The sequence below is a fragment of the Bradyrhizobium sp. IC4059 genome, from assembly GCF_020193615.1.
In the GTDB taxonomy this organism is placed as follows: Bacteria; Pseudomonadota; Alphaproteobacteria; order Rhizobiales; family Xanthobacteraceae; genus Bradyrhizobium; species Bradyrhizobium yuanmingense.
Window position 1 is genome coordinate 20214 of sequence record NZ_JADYVH010000002.1, and the last position, 16882, is coordinate 37095.

Annotated in this window: 18 protein-coding genes; 9 read left to right on the forward strand and 9 right to left on the reverse strand. The window is 66.7% G+C overall.

Annotated features, from left to right (window positions below; all coding sequences use genetic code 11):
* Positions 1-68: 68 nt before the first annotated feature.
* From I6F12_RS06080 to I6F12_RS06100, 5 genes are read left to right on the forward strand one after another with little or no spacing between them, the layout of a single operon-like run.
* On the forward strand, positions 69-941 hold the full coding sequence (locus I6F12_RS06080; protein WP_036004995.1) for a branched-chain amino acid ABC transporter permease: 873 nt from the start codon (positions 69-71) through the stop codon (positions 939-941).
* Positions 938-1984: a branched-chain amino acid ABC transporter permease gene (locus I6F12_RS06085; RefSeq protein WP_225155761.1), complete on the forward strand. Its 1047-nt coding sequence runs from the start codon at positions 938-940 to the stop codon at positions 1982-1984. The genes I6F12_RS06080 and I6F12_RS06085 overlap by 4 nt, the downstream gene beginning before the upstream one ends.
* Positions 1984-2766, forward strand: coding sequence for an ABC transporter ATP-binding protein (locus I6F12_RS06090; protein ID WP_225114759.1), 783 nt, complete (start codon positions 1984-1986; stop codon positions 2764-2766). The genes I6F12_RS06085 and I6F12_RS06090 overlap by 1 nt, the downstream gene beginning before the upstream one ends.
* The gene (locus I6F12_RS06095) at positions 2759-3463 is read left to right on the forward strand and encodes an ABC transporter ATP-binding protein (protein ID WP_036005223.1); all 705 of its coding nucleotides are present in this window, start codon (positions 2759-2761) and stop codon (positions 3461-3463) included. Before I6F12_RS06090 ends, I6F12_RS06095 begins: the two co-directional genes overlap by 8 nt.
* A complete protein-coding gene (locus I6F12_RS06100; RefSeq protein WP_225155762.1) occupies positions 3435-3788 on the forward strand; it encodes a Rieske (2Fe-2S) protein in 354 nt (117 codons plus the stop codon). Before I6F12_RS06095 ends, I6F12_RS06100 begins: the two co-directional genes overlap by 29 nt.
* Positions 3789-3882: 94 nt before the next feature.
* Here the strand turns inward: I6F12_RS06100 and I6F12_RS06105 are convergent, their stop codons facing one another.
* Genes I6F12_RS06105 through I6F12_RS06115 form a run of 3 tightly spaced genes read right to left on the reverse strand, consistent with a single transcriptional unit; the run spans position 3883 to position 7338 of the window.
* On the reverse strand, positions 3883-4773 hold the full coding sequence (locus tag I6F12_RS06105; RefSeq protein WP_225155763.1) for an alpha/beta hydrolase: 891 nt from the start codon (positions 4771-4773) through the stop codon (positions 3883-3885).
* Positions 4774-4790: 17 nt separating this feature from the next.
* Positions 4791-6161, reverse strand: coding sequence for an amidase (locus I6F12_RS06110; RefSeq protein ID WP_225155764.1), 1371 nt, complete (start codon positions 6159-6161; stop codon positions 4791-4793).
* A complete protein-coding gene (locus I6F12_RS06115) occupies positions 6142-7338 on the reverse strand; it encodes an MFS transporter (RefSeq protein WP_225155765.1) in 1197 nt (398 codons plus the stop codon). The genes I6F12_RS06110 and I6F12_RS06115 overlap by 20 nt, the downstream gene beginning before the upstream one ends.
* 26 nt (positions 7339-7364) lie before the next feature.
* On the opposite strand from I6F12_RS06115, the gene I6F12_RS06120 reads away from it, so the two are divergent.
* Positions 7365-7700, forward strand: coding sequence for a hydroxyisourate hydrolase (locus I6F12_RS06120; RefSeq protein WP_036004970.1), 336 nt, complete (start codon positions 7365-7367; stop codon positions 7698-7700).
* Here the strand turns inward: I6F12_RS06120 and I6F12_RS06125 are convergent, their stop codons facing one another.
* The 4 genes from I6F12_RS06125 to I6F12_RS06140 are packed head-to-tail and all read right to left on the reverse strand — an operon-like array spanning position 7701 to position 11569.
* Positions 7701-8516 carry an ABC transporter permease gene (locus I6F12_RS06125; protein WP_225156129.1) on the reverse strand — a complete coding sequence of 272 codons (816 nt, stop codon included), beginning with the start codon at positions 8514-8516 and terminating at the stop codon, positions 7701-7703.
* Positions 8516-9379, reverse strand: a complete 864-nt coding sequence (locus tag I6F12_RS06130) for an ABC transporter permease (protein WP_036023719.1) — start codon at positions 9377-9379, stop codon at positions 8516-8518. The genes I6F12_RS06125 and I6F12_RS06130 overlap by 1 nt, the downstream gene beginning before the upstream one ends.
* A gap of 18 nt (positions 9380-9397) precedes the next feature.
* Positions 9398-10444: an ABC transporter substrate-binding protein gene (locus I6F12_RS06135; RefSeq protein WP_036004961.1), complete on the reverse strand. Its 1047-nt coding sequence runs from the start codon at positions 10442-10444 to the stop codon at positions 9398-9400.
* A 30-nt stretch (positions 10445-10474) separates the two neighbouring features.
* The gene (locus I6F12_RS06140; RefSeq protein WP_225155766.1) at positions 10475-11569 is read right to left on the reverse strand and encodes an ABC transporter ATP-binding protein; all 1095 of its coding nucleotides are present in this window, start codon (positions 11567-11569) and stop codon (positions 10475-10477) included.
* Between the two features lie 108 nt (positions 11570-11677).
* Between I6F12_RS06140 and I6F12_RS06145 the strand changes: the two genes are divergently transcribed.
* Positions 11678-13042, forward strand: coding sequence for an amidase family protein (locus I6F12_RS06145; protein WP_225155767.1), 1365 nt, complete (start codon positions 11678-11680; stop codon positions 13040-13042).
* On the opposite strand, the gene I6F12_RS06150 is transcribed toward I6F12_RS06145, so the two are convergent.
* Both I6F12_RS06150 and I6F12_RS06155 read right to left on the reverse strand, forming a co-directional pair.
* On the reverse strand, positions 13043-13792 hold the full coding sequence (locus I6F12_RS06150; protein ID WP_225125961.1) for an aspartate/glutamate racemase family protein: 750 nt from the start codon (positions 13790-13792) through the stop codon (positions 13043-13045).
* Positions 13793-13794: 2 nt separating this feature from the next.
* Positions 13795-14505, reverse strand: a complete 711-nt coding sequence (locus I6F12_RS06155; RefSeq protein ID WP_225145852.1) for a GntR family transcriptional regulator — start codon at positions 14503-14505, stop codon at positions 13795-13797.
* Between the two features lie 202 nt (positions 14506-14707).
* Here I6F12_RS06155 and I6F12_RS06160 point away from each other — a divergent pair, with 202 nt between their 5' ends.
* Complete coding sequence (locus tag I6F12_RS06160; protein WP_225155768.1) at positions 14708-15448, forward strand: aspartate/glutamate racemase family protein; 741 nt, start codon at positions 14708-14710, stop codon at positions 15446-15448.
* A complete protein-coding gene (hydA, locus tag I6F12_RS06165; RefSeq protein WP_225155769.1) occupies positions 15409-16869 on the forward strand; it encodes a dihydropyrimidinase in 1461 nt (486 codons plus the stop codon). Before I6F12_RS06160 ends, hydA begins: the two co-directional genes overlap by 40 nt.
* Positions 16870-16882: the final 13 nt, after the last annotated feature.

A 16882-nucleotide genomic window follows, 5' to 3' on the forward strand; every position in this document is an offset into this window, starting at 1 on the left:
CGCGCTTGTTCGCAGGCGAGGGCGGTACGTCACCGCTCTCGCCGAATACGGACTAATCGGGAACAATCTTGAGCGAATTCCTCCAGCATTTGATCAACATGCTCGTGCTCGGCGGCACCTATGCGCTGCTGGGTATCGGGCTGACCTTGATCTTCGGCATCATGAACGTCGTGAACTTCACGCATGGCGTGCTCTACACGTTCGGCGCCTACATCATGTTCATCGTGGTGCAGCAGATCGGGCTGAACTTCTTTCTCGCGCTACCGGTGGCCGTGCTGGCCGGATGGCTGCTGGGTGCGGCCATCGAATTGACCTTGCTGCGTCCGCTGCGCGGCTCCGACATCGACACCACCATGCTGGTGATGATCGGCGCCTGGATCGCGATGCAGTCGGGCACGCTGTGGATCTGGGGCGGAGTCGCGAAAGCGGTGGCGACGCCATTCCCGGAGGCGCCGCTGGTGCTGGGGCCGGTCTCCGTCTCCTGGCTGCGCCTGTTCGTGCTCGCCGCGGCGGCCATGTTGATCCTGGTGACGTATCTGCTCATCAACAAGACCAGCCTCGGCCGCGCGATGCGGGCGACCTTCCAGGATCACGACACGGCGTCCCTCATGGGCGTGAACGTCGATATGATCTACACCTCGACCTTTGCAATCGGCTCTAGCCTCGCCGCCGCCGCGGGCGCGCTGCTCGGGCCGGTCTACGTGATCTTCCCGCAGATGGGCGATCTCGCCGCGGTCAAGGCTTTCGCCATCGTCATCCTCGGCGGCCTCGGCAACATCACGGGCGCGGTGATCGGCGGCTTCATCCTGGCGCTGGCCGAGGAGCTCGGCGCCGGCTACGTCTCGTCAGGCTACCGCGATGCCATGGGCTTTCTCATCATCATCGCGGTGCTGATCTTCCGGCCGACCGGCCTGTTCGCGCGCGCGGAGCGCGTCGGATGAAGACGATCGTCACCATTCTCGCCGTCGCGGCGCTGGCCTCGGTGCCGCTCTGGCTGCGCGATCCCTATCTGCTCAACGCGCTGATCACGACCGGGATCTTCGTCATCGGCGCGATGAGTCTCAATCTGCTGCTCGGCTTCACCGGCCAGCTCAGCCTCGGCCATATCGCCTTCTTCGGCATCGGCGCCTATGTCAGCGCGCTGACGTCGCTTGGTTTCGACATCGGCCTGCCCGGCGGCTTTCGGCTGGTTCACACGCCCTGGCCGCCGATCATAGGCTTCGTGCTGGCGATCCTGATTGCAGGATTGTGCGGCTATTTCGTCGGTCTGTTGTCGTTCCGCGTCCGCGGCGCCTATTTCGTCATTGTGACGATCTCCTTTGCCGAGGTGGTCCGGCTGGTCGCGCTGAACTGGGTCGAGCTGACGCAGGGTCCATTGGCGCTGACCAATATCCCGTCCGTCGCGTTGCCCTTGCCCGGCTTTGGCGAGCTGACACTGCGCACGAAATTCCACAACTATTATCTCGTCCTGGTCGTTGCGCTCATCGCCTATCTCCTGATCGCGCGCCTCGTTCATTCCCATTTCGGCCGCTCCATGCGTGGCCTGATGGAGAACGAAACGCTCGCCGTCTCGGTCGGCATCGACGTGACCAGGACGCTGACGATTGCTGCGGTGATCTCCGCCGCGATCGCCGGCGCGGCCGGGAGCCTCTATGCGCACTACATCCGGATCATCGACCCTGAAGTCTTCGCCTTCATCAACACCGTCACCATGGTGATCATGGTCATCAGCGGCGGCAAGGGCTCGCTGGCGGGTCCCGTCGTCGGCGGCCTGATCTTCGGTCTTTTGCCGGTTGCGCTGCGGCCTGTGATGGCGCCGGAAGCGCAGTGGATCGCCTATGGCGGTGTGCTGATCGCCATCCTGTTCGTGTTGCCGCGCGGCATCGTGCCGTCGCTGGCGCAGCGGTTGACCCGGCGACGGAGCGGGACGACGGCGCTGGCACCGGTGACGCTCACTGAAACCGGCGCCAAGGAGCCGGCGTGATGACCGCGCGCAGCATCGCCATGACCATCGATCAGGTCGCCGTCCGCTTCGGCGGGCTGGTCGCGATCTCCGACATGAGCTTTGAGGTTGGCGAGGGCGAGATCGTCAGCCTGATCGGGCCGAACGGCGCCGGCAAGACCACCGCCTTCAACGTCATGACCGGCTTCCTGACGCCGAGCGCCGGCCGCGTCACCTATCGCAACACTGCGCTCGCCGGATTGAAGCCGCACGAGATCGCCGATCTCGGCCTGATCCGCACCTTCCAGCGCACCAGCGTATTCCCGAACGACACCGTCTATGACAACCTCCTGATCGGCCTGCACCGGCAGGGCCGGGTCCGGCTGCTCGACGCCATCCTCGGCCTGCCAGGCGCCCGCGCCTCGGAGCGCAAGCTGCGGCAGCGCGCGAGCGAGCTGCTCGAATGGGTCGGGCTCGAACGCCGCGCCCACGATGCGGCGGGCTCGCTCTCCTACGGCGAGCAGCGCTTGGTCGGTGTCGCGCTGGCGCTGGCGGCGGAGCCGTCGATGCTGCTGCTCGACGAGCCCGTCTCCGGCATGAACGCCTCGGAGACGCACCGTTTCGTCGAGCTGATCCGCAGCATCCGCGACCGCGGCATCACGATTTTGCTGGTCGAGCACGACATGCCGATGGTGATGACCGTCTCGGACCGTATCGTGGTGCTCAACTATGGCCGCATCATCGCCGAAGGGACGCCCGATGTGATCCGCAACAATCCTGTTGTCATCGAAGCCTATCTTGGACATGGAGCAGGACGTGCTTGAGATACGCGACATGGTCTGCGGCTACGGTGGCGTCACCGCGCTGCGCGGCATCTCGCTCGACGTGAAGGCCGGCCAGCTGGTCGCCCTGATCGGAGCCAACGGCGCCGGCAAGAGCACGACGCTGCGCGCGATCTCCGGCCTGGTGGCGCCGCGCTCGGGCCAGATGAAGTTCGAGGGCATCGACATCACCGGCGCGAAGCCGCCGCGCGTGCTGGCGAGCGGCATCGCGCATTGCCCGGAAGGGCGGCGCGTGTTTCCGCATATGAGCGTCGAGGAAAATCTCGATATGGGCGCTTACCTCCGGCGTCGTTCGGGCGAGATCGCGGCCGACCGCGACCGTATCTACTCGGAATTCCCGCGGCTCGCCGAGCGGCGCCGGCAGGCGGCGGGCACGCTGTCGGGCGGCGAGCAGCAGATGCTTGCGATCGGCCGCGCGCTGATGTCGCGGCCGCGCCTGATCATGTTCGACGAGCCGTCGCTCGGGCTCGCCCCCAATATCGTCGAGCGCACCTTTGCGATCATCCGCGGCATTCGCGATGCCGGCACCACGGTGCTGCTGGTCGAGCAGAACGCCTTCGCTGCGCTCGAGATGTGCGACCACGCCTATCTGCTCGAGAACGGCCGCATCGTGCTATCGGGCGCCGGCAGCGAGCTGATCGCGAACGAGCATGTGCGCAAGGCCTATCTCGGTGGGTGACGAGGCCGGGTGGATTGCCGTCTGCGATCTCGACCGGTTGAAGGCGGAGACGATCGTCCGCGTCGCCGGGCGCGACCTGCTCGTGATCTGGAACGAGGGCGACGTCGTCGCCTGCGAACGTGCATGCCCGCACGAGCAGGCGGATCTGGCCTTGGGGCAGGTGACGGCCGGGCGCCTCAATTGTCCCCGCCATGCGGCGTCGTTCGATTTGCGCGATGGCGCAATCACCGCGGGATGGCCGAGCCGGCCGCTGCGGCTTTATCCGGTGCGGATCACGGGCGAGCGAATCTGGATTGAGATGCAGGAGCGGCAGCCGGGGCGATGATGACATCATGCCCCTGTTTTGCCCGACGAGTCAAAGCGGCAAAGGCGGTGTCGATCGACCCTCAAACAATTCGCCTTTGCAAACAACGACATCGCTACTGTGCATGGGGTTGTTTTTCGCACTTTTCGTCCAGCAGCCGCCGCGCGGCCTCCACCAGGACTCCGTCCGGCCGGCGCAGAGCCTCGAGAATGGTGAAATGGTCGGCGCCTTCGACCGAGATGAGCTTGCCCGGCGCTCCCGCCGCCACGCGCTTGTCGAAGAGATTGATGGAATCGCAGACGAGCGCCGGCAGCTCGCTGCTGCCATAGGCGATGTCGAGACGCTTCCGGGTGACGGGCAGGCGCAACGGCGACAGCGTGGCGATCTCCGCGTCCGTCAGCTTCAGCGCCTCGTTCAGCCCCGTATCGCGGATCGGCGCGAGATCGTAGACGCCCGAGAGCGCGAGCCCCGCATGGACACGCGGATGATCCAGCGCCATGGCAGCGAGATGGGCGCCGGCGGACCAGCCCGACAGCACGACCGGTCCGGCAATTCCATAGGACGCGCCGTGCGCCGCGAGCCAGTCGAGCGCGCGCGGGATCTCGGCGACGATGTCGCTGAGGGACACCTCGGGCGCCAGCGAATAGCCGGGGATCGCAACCGACCAGCCATGCGCGGCGACGCCTTCGACCAGCATGGCGAACAGCTCGCGCGAATTGCGCTGCCAGTAGCCGCCATGCAGGAACACCAGGCAGGGCGCATCAGGCTTCGCGGCCGGGTAGAGGTCGATCTTGTTATTCGCCCGCTCGCCGTAGGGCAGGTCGAGATGGGACCTGAGCGTGCCCCGCAGCCGGCTTGAGGCTTCGTTGCGCTCGGCGATCAGGGCGGGGCTGTTCTTGACCGCCGCGTTGTTGTCATAGGCGGCACTGCGTTCCGCCCGAGACAGCTCGGACCACCGGTCGCGGGGGTCGAGCGGTCGAATTGTCGAATGAGCGTTCTCAACCATGGGAGTCTCCGTTTGCGTCAGGCACTGCGCAAGATCGCTTCGATCTCTTGCGCTGCTGCGAGGAGCGAGCGGTCTTGCCCGCGCGCCGCGATGATCTGAAGGCCGAAGGGAAGCCCGCGCCGATCCGTTCCGCACGGAATCGAGATCGCCGGCAGGCGGGCGTGATTGACGAAGGGCGTGAACACCGCGTGGGCCCGCGGGCTTGCGGGTTTTCCGCCGATCATATCAGGGCCGAGCTGCGTCAGCGGCCAGGCGACGCAGGGGACGGTCGGCGTCAGCAGCAGGTCGACGTCCGTGAAGAAGGCTGCGAAGGCATTGGCGATCGCGGTGCTGGCGAGCAGCGCCGCTGCAACGTCCGCACCCGACCAGGACAGACCTCGCTCGATCTGCTTGGCGATGTCAGGATCGAAGACAGTCGGATCCTTGCGAAAGCGTTCGCCGTGGAGTGCCGCGAGCCCCGCATGCTGCAGCGGCATGATCGCATCCTCCGTGGCGCCTGCCGGCCAGGCGGGATCGCGTTGTGTAATGTGCAAACCTGCTGCGGAAAGCCGTTCGACGGCGGCGGCGAGGCCATTCGCGACGACGTCGTCGATCGCGACGTCGAGACCAAGGCGCGGCGAGAACGCGATGCGCTGACTGCCGATGTTTTTGGCCTGCTGCACCACGACGGCAGACTCCGGATCGCGCGGGTCGGCGCCGGCCATGGCTTCAAACGCCAGCGCGATATCGGCCGCGTCCGATGCGATCGGCGCGATGACGGAGAGGCCGAAGAAGGGCTCGGCGAAACCTGGCCCATAGGGGATCGCGCCGTAGGACGGCTTGAAGCCGGCGACGGCGACATGGGCCGGCGGCCTGCGGCTGGAGCCGCCCGCATCGGTGCCGATCGCCAGCGGCACCAGGCCGGCCGCAACCGCTGCGGCCGGGCCGCCGGATGAGCCGCCGGGCGTCAGCGCGGGATCGAGCGGATGTCGCGTCGGCCCGTATAGTTGCGAGGTCGTCACGCCCTTGCAGGCGAACTCGGAGGTCGCGCCGATACCGACGACAACGACACCGGCCTTGCGCAGCCGCTCGACCGCGATGGCATCGCGCGGCGCGATGAAATCGCAGAATAGGCGCGAGCCCTGCGTCACGCGCCAGCCGCCGACCCAGATGTTGTCCTTGACGATCACGGGAACGCCGGCGAGCGGCATGATCTCGCCCATACGCAGGCGATCATCGACCGCCGCAGCATCCGACAGCGTGCGCGCAGGATCGATCGTGACGACCGCGTTCAAGGCCTTGGCGACCTCGATGCGGCCGAGCGCTGCTTTCGCAGTCTCGACGGCATTGGTCCGCCCGGCGCTGACGGCGGCAGCGATCTCGCGCGCGTTATTTGTCCGCGTTGTCATGGCCTCCCCAGATCAACGCCAATGTACCGCCAAGGGCAAGGCACGCCAGGGCGAAGAAGGCCATGCCGAGGCTGGCCACGCCGTCCAGGATCGACACCAGCGCGGGCGCGGCAAGGAGACCGGCATAGGACGCGGTCAGCACCGCGCCGGTGGTCTCGCCGATCCGGTCCTGCGGGGCGAGGCGGGCGATCTCGGCGACAAAGACGCCGTTCCAGCCCGACGCCGTCAGGCCGAACAATGCGGCAATGATGAATTGTCCGCTGCGGCCGAGCGAAGCGCCATTCAGGCCGAGCAGCGCGGCGCAGAGGGCCATGCCGAGGCCGATGACGACGAGGACGGCGCGCGAGGCATCGAGCCGCATGGCGACATAGCCCCAGCCGAGACGGCCGATCAGGCCGCCGGCTTGCGCGCAGGCGAGCGCCATGCCGGATTCGATATGGCTGAGGCCGAGCTCGCGTGTGCCGAGCGTGACGAAGACCGTGTTGAGCGACACCTGCATCGCGCTGAACGGCATCGAGGCCAGCGCCAGCATCGCGATCCGCCGGTCCGCGATCACCAGCGCCAGTCGCGCGCGGAGATCGAGCTTTGGCGGCGGGGCGACCTTGCCGGCATAGGCCGGCCGCAACCGTTCGAACAGCGCGATCGCCAGTAGCGCCAAGGCAGCAACGGCCGCATAGCACCAGACCGGTCCGAACGCGATGGCGATCGCGGGCAGGGCCAGCGAGCCGCAAACGGCGCCGATCTGGTTGCCGGTCTGGCGCACCGAGAACACGAAGGCGCGCCGCTCGGCAGTGACGAGCCGCGCCAGCAGCGCCGCGCTCGCCGGCGTCTCGGGTCCCATAGCGAGGCCGATGCACAGGCCCGCAGCCAGCAGGGCGGCGCTCGTCCCGAGCGAAGCCAGCGCCATGCCGACGACGATGGCCGCCGCGCACAGGCTCGCGATCCGCAGCGAGCCAAGGCGCGCGATGAAGCCGCCGCCCCAGAACGAGGCGGGGATGCCGACCGCGAACACGGCGGCGGAGAACATCGAGAGCTGCCAGACCTCGATATGGGCTCGCGGGGCGACCACGCCGGGCGCGAACAAGGCCAGCGCGACCAGGGCCTGAAGCGCGGTCATCGCGCCCAGGGCCGGCAGCAGTGCGGGTGCTGGCCGAGCGGCCGTGTTTCCGTCTACCATGGCGGCGTGCTCATGGGAGGAACATTGTGGCAGGCGGTATTTCCATTCACGCGGTCGATGTCGCGAGCGGGCGTCCGGCGCAGGGGCTGCGCGTCGAGATCTGGCGGATCGATCCGGAGTCCCAGCGCATCGCCGACGGGCGGCTCGGCGCCAACGGCGTGCTCGATCATGCCGTCGCGCAAGGTGCCGGTGTGACGGAAGGCGCGTACGAGGTGCTGTTTCATCTCGGCGAGTTCTTTGGCGAGCGCGACGGTTTCCTCACCGTGACGCCGTTCCGCTTTCGCATCAAGAACGTTGATGAGCATTTTCATCTGCCGCTGAAATTCACGCGCTGGGGCTATTCGCTGTTCCGCGGCGCCTGATCAGTTGGTCAGCCGCCGCGACAGGCCGGTGACGCGCTCCATCACCGCGACCAGCGCGACGGTGGCGATGATCAGCACGCCCGAGAGGGCTGCGATGGTGACATCCAGCTTGCCTTCGAGATCCTGCCACATCCGGATCGGCAGCATGTCGGTGGCGGCATCGCGCAGGAACAGCGAGACCGGCACGTTGTCGAAGGACGACATGAAGGCGATGAAGGCGCCCGCGATGATGCCCGGCCGGATCAGCGGCAGCACGATGCGGCGGAACGTGTAGAGGCGGCTGGCGCCGAGCACGGCCGAGCTTTCGAGCAGGGTCGGCTCGAGCTGGGCCAGCGCTGCGACCGTGTTGCGCACGACATAGGGCACGCAGACCACGGTGTGGCCGATCACCAGCGTCAGCGGCGACACGGGCAGGCCGACCAGCGAGAACAGCATCAGGGCGGCGAGGCCGAAGGCGAGCGCGGGAAGCACCAGCGGCGACATGAAGAGCGAATCGAGCAGCCGCGCCGACAGCGTCCGCGACCTGGAGATCGCCAGCGCCGCGGCGACGCCAAGGGTAACGGACAGGCCGGTCGCCCATAGCGCCACGATCAGGCTGTTCTTGGCGGCGAAGTGCAGCTGCCAGGCATTCCACAGCTCAACGTACCAGCGCAGCGAATAGCCCGGTGGCGGGAAGCGCAGCGAGAAGCCGCTGGTAAAGGAGACGATCAGCACCACGAGCGAGGGGGAAATGATGATGAGAAGCGCGATCACCGCGATCACGGTCATGACGAGCTCGAAGCTGATCGCCTCGAGCGTGCGCTTGCGGCCGCTCATCATGCGCCTCCATAGCCGCGCGACATGCGGCCGAGCGTGGTGAAGACCGAGACGACCGCGAGCACGGCGAGCAGGAAGATGATCGAGATCGCCGCCGCAAACGGCCAGTTCTGCAGCGTCGAGGCCTGCTGGTAGAGATACATCGGCATGAACAGCATCTGCCCGCCGCCGATCAGCGACTGGGTGATGAAGGCGGTGATCGCGGCGGCATAGGTCAGCGTGCAGCCGGCGATGATTCCGGGCAGCGACAGCGGCAGCAAGATCCGGAAGAAAGTGCGCCAGCTTCCGGCGCCAAGCGAGCAGGAGGCATCGTCGAGATTGGGATCGATGCGGCCGAGCGCGGTGATCAGCGGCAGCGTCATCAAGGGCATCTGCACCTGTGCCAGCGCGATTACCACGCCGAACTGGGTGTAGAGCAGTTTGAGCGGGGTATCGATCAGGCCCAGCGATTGCAGCGTCGCGTTGATAATGCCCTGGCGCCCGAGGATGACGATCCAGGCGAAGGTGCGGACCACGACGCTGGTCAGAAGCGGCAGCAGCACGATCAGGATGATGACCGTCTGAAGTTTTGGCCCGACCCGCTGATAAAGCCAGGCGATGGGAAAGCCGAGCACGAGGCAGACGGCCGTCACCTCGGCGCCCAGCAGCAGCGTCGAGCCGAGCACGCCGAGGCTGAACGGATCGGTGAGGAAGTGCAGGTACTGGCCGAGCCCCCAATGGAGCCCGGCCGTGTCGTTGTGCAGCGAGAGCCAGAACAATTGCAGCAGCGGCGCGACGAAGAAGACCAGGAAGAACAGCGCCAGCGGCGCTGCCAATCCCATTCCGTAGGACGTCACGTCCCGTGCTGCCGGCGCTGCGCCCATGGCTTGAATCTCGAGGTTTTAGATCTTGATCTCGCGGTTGAAGCGTTCGATCCAGGCCGAGCGCTGCTCGTTGATCTTCTTCCAGTCCTGGAACACGAACTTCTTCTTCAGCTCGGCGGTGTCCTTGGCCAGCACGCGCGCGATCTCGCCGCCCATCGTCACCTTGGAGTTGGTCGGCACGATCAGGTAGGGCGGGTTCATCAGCGTGGTCTGCACCTCCGGCGTCAGGGCCGCCTCGATCAGCTTGAAGGCGAGCTCGCGGTTCGGTGAGTTCTTGACGATGTGAATCGTGGTCTTGAAGGCGATGGCGCCTTCCTTCGGCGCCACGAACTCGACCGGCACGCCACGCGCTTTCAGGATCTGGATGGCGTTGAAATTGCCGGGCGAGATGTCGATCTGGCCCTGCTGGAACAGGGTCGCGAGCGCGCCGGGATTGGCGGCGACCGCGGCGAGATTGGGCTTGAGCTCCTCCAGTGCCTTGAAGCCCGGGTCGACGTTGGCCTCCGAGCCGCCGCGCATCTTGGCGATCTCGACCAGCCAGCCGGTGCCGAGTGTCGAGTTGAGGTTGGTGATGCCGACGCGGCCCTTGAATTCCGGCTTCCAGAGATCGGCCCATGACGTTGGCGGCGTCTTGACCGCTTCCGGATTGTAGGTGAGGCCGACGACCTGGAAGAACGGGGCGGGGCCCATCGGTTCCTGTGCCTCGGCGATCAGGTCCTTGTAGTAGGCGCTCTTCTCGACCGGATAAGGCTCGACCAGATCCTGGCCGACGGCGACGAGGGCAGGACCCGGGTCGTGCAGCATGACGTCGATCGGCGGATTTGCTTTCGCCGCGTTGACCTTGGCGATCTGGTCGACAGAGAGCATGGGATCGAGCACCATCGCGGCGTCCGCATTGGCTTTGCGGAACGCCGGCACCAGCACGGCCTTGTGCGCTTCCTCCCAGCTGCCGGTGAAGGTCGCAAACACCAGCGGACGCGCCTGGGCGTAGCTCAGGCCTGGAAACGCCTTCATGGCCCCGAGCGTGAGCGCCGTGGTCAGCAGGCTTCTGCGATTCATGATCATATCAAACTCCCCTCTGGACAAAGACTGGATCTAAAGCGTTGCGGGAAAGGCGTTGGCGAGCGATGGGGCGAGCGGTGCGAGGCGCACCGCAGCGCCGCTCTCCAGGGCGCGCGTCTCGCCGATGCGCGCCTGAGAAACCTTGACGCCGGAGCCATCGGCCGTGGTGACCTCGTGCACGACGGTGGCGCCCAGCGGCAGCGACATGCCAACGACGCCGGCAAAGCCGGTCTCGTCGCCGACGAATTGCAGGTGCTCGGGGCGGATGCAGACGGTGACGCGGCCGCCCTCGCTGAGCGCACCGCCCGCGGGACGCGCGATGATCTCCGCGCCGGCATCGAGGCGCACCTTCGCTGCCGTGCGGTCCGCTGAGACCACGATGCCGGGCATGCGGTTGGTGGAGCCAACGAAGGTGTTGACGAACAGCGTCTGCGGACGGTCATAGACGTCCGATGGCGAGCCGAACTGCTCCAGCTTGCCATGGCTCAGCACGGCGACACGATCGGCCATCGACAGCGCTTCTTCCTGGTCGTGCGTCACGATCAGCGTGGTGATGCCGGAAACGCGCTGCAGCCGCTTGACCTCGATCTGCATGTCCAGCCGCAAATTCTTGTCGAGCGCGGCGAAGGGCTCGTCGAGCAGCAGGATCGACGGCTTGATCGCGAGCGCGCGGGCGAGCGCAACGCGCTGCTGCTGGCCCCCGGAGAGCTGCCGCGGCAGCCGGTCGGCCATAGCAGGCAGCTGCACCAGCTCCAGCAGGCGCTGCGCCTCGCGCTGACGTGAGGCCTTGTCGATGCCGCGGGCGGCGAGGCCGTAGGCGACGTTCTCGCTGATCGACAGGTGCGGGAACAACGCGTAGTTCTGGAACACGATGCCGACGGCGCGTTTGTTCGGCGGCAGCGCATCGACGATGTCGTCGCCGATGATGATCCTCCCTTGCGTCTGCGCGATGAAGCCGGCGATGATGCGCAGCAGCGTTGTCTTGCCGCAGCCGGACGGACCCAGCAGCGCAATGATCTCGCCGCCCCTGATGTCGAGATTGATGTTCTCGACCGCAAGCGCGCCACTCGGATACCGGTGGGTGACCGCATCGACGACAAGCGATCGGCTGCTTGGCGCTTCAACCATGGTGTTGCCTCCCGTTGCCCCAGAGGAGAAAGCAAGTCTCGTGCCCGCGACTGTCGCTTTTCGCGGAGCGTTTTGGCATGGTGACCCCATGACATCGGATCGATCGATATGCTCACGGCGACAGAGCTCGCGCGCGCCATTGCAAGGCGCGAAGTGTCCTCCCGCCAGGCCGTCGAAGCGCATCTGGCGCGGATGGCGAGCCTCGACAGCCGATTGGCGGCATTCGTGACGGTGGATGCGGATGGTGCCCGCCGTGCAGCGCAGATCTGCGATGCCGCCTCTGCGCCGATCGGCCCGCTGCACGGCGTGCCCATTGCGGTCAAGGACCTCACCGACACTGCGGGACTTGCGACGACTTACGGATCCCTGCTGTTCCGCGATCACGTCCCGGCCGAGGATGATCTCCTGGTGGCGCGGCTTCGGCGCGCCGGCGCGATCATTCTGGGCAAAACCAACACGCCGGAGTTCGGCTTCGGCGCGGTCTGCACCAACAGATTGTGCGGGCCGACACGCAACCCCTTCGATCCGGCGCTGACCTCCGGCGGATCGTCCGGCGGCTCTGCCGTCGCGGTCGCATCCGGCATGGTGCCGCTGGCGCACGGCACCGATTTCGGCGGCTCGGTGCGCACGCCCGCCAGCTTCTGTGGTGTCGCCTCGATCCGGCCGACACCCGGCCGCATTGCATTGCCGCGCCGGCCGCTCGGCTGGGACATGCTGGCGACCCACGGCTTCCTCGCCCGCGGTGTCGATGATCTCGAACTCGCGTTGTCGGTCTGCGCCGGAAGCGATCCGCATGATCCGCTCTCGCTCGGCAGTACCGATGATGATCGACCAGTCCCCGACCGTGCCCGGATTGCGGTCACGCCCGATTTCGGTGTGGCGCCCGTTGCGCGCGAGGCTCGTGCCCGCTTCGCGGCGGCGTGCGAGGCGCTCGCGCGTGTCGCCGATGTCGTGCCGTCCTCGCCGGATTGCGGCGGGGCGATCGAAGCCTTCCGCACCTTGCGCGCCGCGCACATCGCCAACGCTTACGGCGAGTTGCTGAGAACGCGGCGTGCGGAGCTCACGCCGACCGTGATCTGGAATATCGAAGCCGGTGCAAACCTGTCCGTGCAGGACTACCTCGACGCCGAGCGGCGCCGCACCGCGATCTACCGCAGCTTTCGCCAGCTGTTCAATCGCGCCGACTTCCTGGTCGCGCCGGCCGCGTCCATCTTGCCCTGGCCGAATGAAATCGCCGACGTCACGGCCATCGATGGGGCCGCGCTGGAGACGTCGATCGACTATCTCGCCGTGACCTTCATCGTGTCGCTGGTCGGCTTCCCGGTGCTGACCGTGCCGGTGCCGCGCGGGGAGAATGTGCTGCCCTTCGGCATGCAGATCGTCGCACCGCCGGGATGCGAATCCCGCTTGTTTGCCTTCGGCCGCGTGCTCGAGAACGAACTGGGTTTTTCGCATCGCCGGCCGCCTCTCTGATCAGCTGTCGCGATGCTCGAGCCGGGCGGCGAGCGCATCGGCAAGGCCGATGGTCGGCTTGGCGGCGGGGCGGCGGAAGGTGCCGGCCACGGCCTTGCGCAAACGCAGCGCATGCAGCGCCTCGGCTTGCTTTACTGAAGCTATGACCTGATCGACCACGGGGACGGGGATCCGGTCGGCGACGCGCTCGGCAAGGCCCGAGAGCGGGGCGCCGGCAAAGATCAGCACATCGGCCTCGTCCTCGACGATGGCGCGCCGGGCGAGCTCGACCAGCATGTCTTCCTTCTCGGTGCCGACCTCGGAGATCGCCTGAAACGGCGTATCCAGCATGCGGATGCCGGCGCAGCGCTCCCACAGCCCGTGGGCGCGGACGCATTCCTCGTACCAGGGCCCCAGCGCCTGCGCGAAGGTGACGATGGCAAAGCGGCGTCCGGCCATGCACGCGGTCAGCATCGCGGCTTCCGCCATGCCGACAACGGGAATGTCGAAGGTCTCGCGCGCCGCGAACAGGCCGGGATCGCCGAAGGCCGCGATGATCGCGGCGTCGACCTTTTTGTGCTGCTCGGCAAGCATCTCCAGCGCGATGGCGCCGCCGATCTGCGCTTCGGTGCGCGTGGCGATATAGGGCACGCCGCGGGTCGCGGTGCAGGGGATCAGCTCGGTGCCTTTTGAGGCGGCGCGCCGCCCGACGCCCAGCATCAGCTGCGTGACCTCGGTGCTGGTATTTGGGTTGAGCAGGAGCAGCTTCATGATCACGCCGCCGGCCGCTTGGCCTGAGAGGCGGCGAGGACTTCCAGCAGCGCCGTGCCGGTCCGCGCGACGTGCGCGCCGAGCAGCCGGCCGGCCGCTTCGCCGTCGCGCGCTTCGAGCGCAGCCAGGATGTCGGCGTGCTCGTCGACCGAATTGCTCCAGCGCCTGTCGGCGCCGAGCGCGAGAAAACGCGCACGTTCGGCGCGCGAGATCAGCGTCTCGTGCGCCTCGCGGAGCGGCGTGTTGCGGGCCATACGGACGATGGTGTTGTGGATCTCGCCGTTGAGGGCGAAATAATCGTCGAGCTTGCCGCTGCGGTGATGACCCTCCATCCGGGTCTGCAGCGTGCGTAGGCGGACGAGATCGCGCTCGGTGGCGCGTTCCGCGGCGAGCTCGGCGGCGAGCCGCTCGATGCCGGCGAGCGCCTCGAACAATTCCGAGATGCCGTCGACCGCGATATCGGCAATGCGCGGGCTGCGGTTCGGACGCAGCTCGATCAAGCCCTCCGCCGCCAGCACCTTCATCGCCTCGCGCAAGGGCGTGCGCGACACGCCGAGCTCCTTCGACAGCTTGGTCTCCTGAGTCTGCGAGCCCGGCGGCAGCTCGCCGCGAATGATCATCGTCCGCATCCGCGCGGCGGCGCGCTCATGCAGGCCCATCCGCTTGAGCTTGGGCGACTTTCGCGCCGGGTTCGTTTCGGATTTTTGCTGCACGCGAGGCTTCCTGCTTGCAACTCATCCTAGCCATACCAAGCCGAACGCGATGCCCAAATAGGTGACGTATGTGGCTTAAAACAAATGCATATCGAACAAACTGTATGCAGTATGCAAATTGCGGGTTGCGCGTCGCGCCGGGGATGCCGATGATCGTTTCGAGGGAGCCGGTGACCTTGGAGCAACGGAGCAATCGTGATCGATGTCAGCCATGCGCAAACGCCTTGGGATGATCACGCCGTCCTCCAACTCGGTGCTCGAGCCCGTCACCAGCGCCATGCTGGCCGGTGTCTCCGGCGTCACCGCGCATTTCTCTCGCTTCCGCGTCACCGAGATCGCACTCGATGCCGCCGCGCTGAGCCAGTTCGACGCATCCGTGATGCTTCCGGCCGCGGATTTGCTGGCCGATGCCAAGGTCGACGCGATCGCCTGGAACGGAACGTCCGCAAGCTGGCTCGGCATCGGCCGCGACCGCAGCCTGTGCGAGGCGATCACGGCCCGCACAAATGTGCCGGCGACGACATCGACCCTGGCCTGCATCGATGCCGCCTGCGCGCTCGGCGCCAGGCGCGTCGGCCTGGTCTCGCCCTATACCGACGACGTGCAGCGGCGCATTGCCGACGTCTGGGCTGAGGAGGGGATCGCCCCGCATGCCGAGCGGCATCTCGGCTTGCGCGACAACTTTTCCTTTGGCGAAGTCGCGCCGTCGACGATCACGGATATGATCCGCGCCGTGGCGGCGGAGGGGACTGACGCGATCGTCATCCTCTGCACCAATCTCGATGGTGCGGCGCTTGCGGCCACGCTGGAGCGGGAGCTGGATATCGCCGTGCTCGATTCGGTCGCGGTGACGCTGTGGCGGACCCTCTGCCTCGCCGGCGGCGATGTGACGGCCCTTGCGCAATGGGGACGGATCTTCCAGACAATGCCAAATATCAGGTGACGGAGACATCAGTGACGCAGCTCGACCTCGCCATCCGCGGCGGCACCATCGTGACGGCCAGCGACGAGTTTCGCGCTGATATCGGAATTCGCGACGGCCGCATCGTCAGCATCGCCGATAGCATCGCGGGCGCAGCGCGCGAGGTCGATGCGTCGGGCCTATTGGCGCTGCCGGGCGGCATCGACAGCCACGTCCATATTTCCCAGCCCTCGGGCCCCGACGTGGTGATGGCCGACGATTTTGCCTCGGCGACGCGCGCAGCCGCAGCCGGCGGCAACACCATGGTGCTGCCCTTTGCGCTGCAGGAGAAAGGCACCTCGCTGCGCAGCTGTGTCGAGAACTATCGCAAGCTCGCCGAAGGTGAGTGCTACATCGATACGGCCTTCCATCTCATCATCTCCGATCCGACTGCCGTGGTGCTCGGGCAGGAGCTGCCGGCGCTGGTCAAGGACGGCTACACCTCGTTCAAGGTGTTCATGACCTATGACGACCTCGTGCTCAGCGACAAGCAGCTGCTCGAAGTGTTCGAGGTCGCGCGCCGCGAGGAGGCGCTGGTCATGGTCCATTGCGAGGGCTACGACGCCATCCGTTTCCTGACCAGCAAGCTGGAGCGCGAAGGTCATATCGCGCCGTATTATCACGGCACCTCGCGGCCGCAGGCGGTCGAGCGCGAGGCGACGCACCGGGCCATCAGCCATGCCGAGGTGATCGGCGTTCCCATCATGATCGTGCACGTCTCCGGACGCGAGGCGATGGAGCAGGTGCGCTGGGCGCAGCAGCGCGGTCTGCCCGTTCATGCCGAGACCTGCCCGCAATACATCACGCTGACGGCCGACGACATGAAGGGCCTCAACATGGACATTACGGGCGCGAAATACGTCTGCTCGCCGCCGCCGCGCGATGTCGAGAGCCAGGAGGCGATCTGGGAGGGCATTACGTCGGGCGTGTTCCAGACCTTCTCGTCCGATCACTGCCCGTTCCGCTACGATGATCCCAAGGGCAAGCTGACGCCGAACGCCCGTACCTCGTTCCGCTGGGTGCCGAACGGCATCCCCGGCGTCGAGACGCGGCTGCCGATCCTGTTCTCCGAAGGCGTCTCGAAGGGCCGCATCACCCTGCAGAAGTTCGTCGAGCTGACCGCGACCAACCACGCCCGCATCTACGGTCTCTATCCCCGGAAGGGCTCGATCGGCGTCGGCTTCGATGCCGACATCGTTCTCTGGGATCCCAAGTTGAAGAAGCCGATCCGGCAGGCCGATCTGCATCACGGCGCGGATTACACGCCCTGGGAAGGTTTCGAGGTCACGGGATGGCCGGTGACGACGATCGCGAGGGGAGAGGTGGTCTGCAGCGAGGGCCGGATCGTCGGCGCCAAAGGCGCAGGCCAGGTGCTGAGCCGGGGCAAGTCGAGCCTGATCTGATCCGGCTCGACAC

Coding starts and splice junctions, on each gene's coding strand:
- hydA (WP_225155769.1), top strand. CDS start 15,409: ATGGGGACGGATCTTCCAGACAATGCCAAATATCAGGTGACGGAGACA.
- I6F12_RS06105 (WP_225155763.1), bottom strand. CDS start 4,773: ATGGTTGAGAACGCTCATTCGACAATTCGACCGCTCGACCCCCGCGAC.
- I6F12_RS06140 (WP_225155766.1), bottom strand. CDS start 11,569: ATGGTTGAAGCGCCAAGCAGCCGATCGCTTGTCGTCGATGCGGTCACC.
- I6F12_RS06090 (WP_225114759.1), top strand. CDS start 1,984: ATGACCGCGCGCAGCATCGCCATGACCATCGATCAGGTCGCCGTCCGC.
- I6F12_RS06130 (WP_036023719.1), bottom strand. CDS start 9,379: ATGGGCGCAGCGCCGGCAGCACGGGACGTGACGTCCTACGGAATGGGA.
- I6F12_RS06085 (WP_225155761.1), top strand. CDS start 938: ATGAAGACGATCGTCACCATTCTCGCCGTCGCGGCGCTGGCCTCGGTG.
- I6F12_RS06115 (WP_225155765.1), bottom strand. CDS start 7,338: ATGGTAGACGGAAACACGGCCGCTCGGCCAGCACCCGCACTGCTGCCG.
- I6F12_RS06150 (WP_225125961.1), bottom strand. CDS start 13,792: ATGAAGCTGCTCCTGCTCAACCCAAATACCAGCACCGAGGTCACGCAG.
- I6F12_RS06110 (WP_225155764.1), bottom strand. CDS start 6,161: ATGACAACGCGGACAAATAACGCGCGCGAGATCGCTGCCGCCGTCAGC.
- I6F12_RS06125 (WP_225156129.1), bottom strand. CDS start 8,516: ATGAGCGGCCGCAAGCGCACGCTCGAGGCGATCAGCTTCGAGCTCGTC.
- I6F12_RS06135 (WP_036004961.1), bottom strand. CDS start 10,444: ATGATCATGAATCGCAGAAGCCTGCTGACCACGGCGCTCACGCTCGGG.
- I6F12_RS06145 (WP_225155767.1), top strand. CDS start 11,678: ATGCTCACGGCGACAGAGCTCGCGCGCGCCATTGCAAGGCGCGAAGTG.
- I6F12_RS06160 (WP_225155768.1), top strand. CDS start 14,708: ATGTCAGCCATGCGCAAACGCCTTGGGATGATCACGCCGTCCTCCAAC.
- I6F12_RS06100 (WP_225155762.1), top strand. CDS start 3,435: ATGTGCGCAAGGCCTATCTCGGTGGGTGACGAGGCCGGGTGGATTGCC.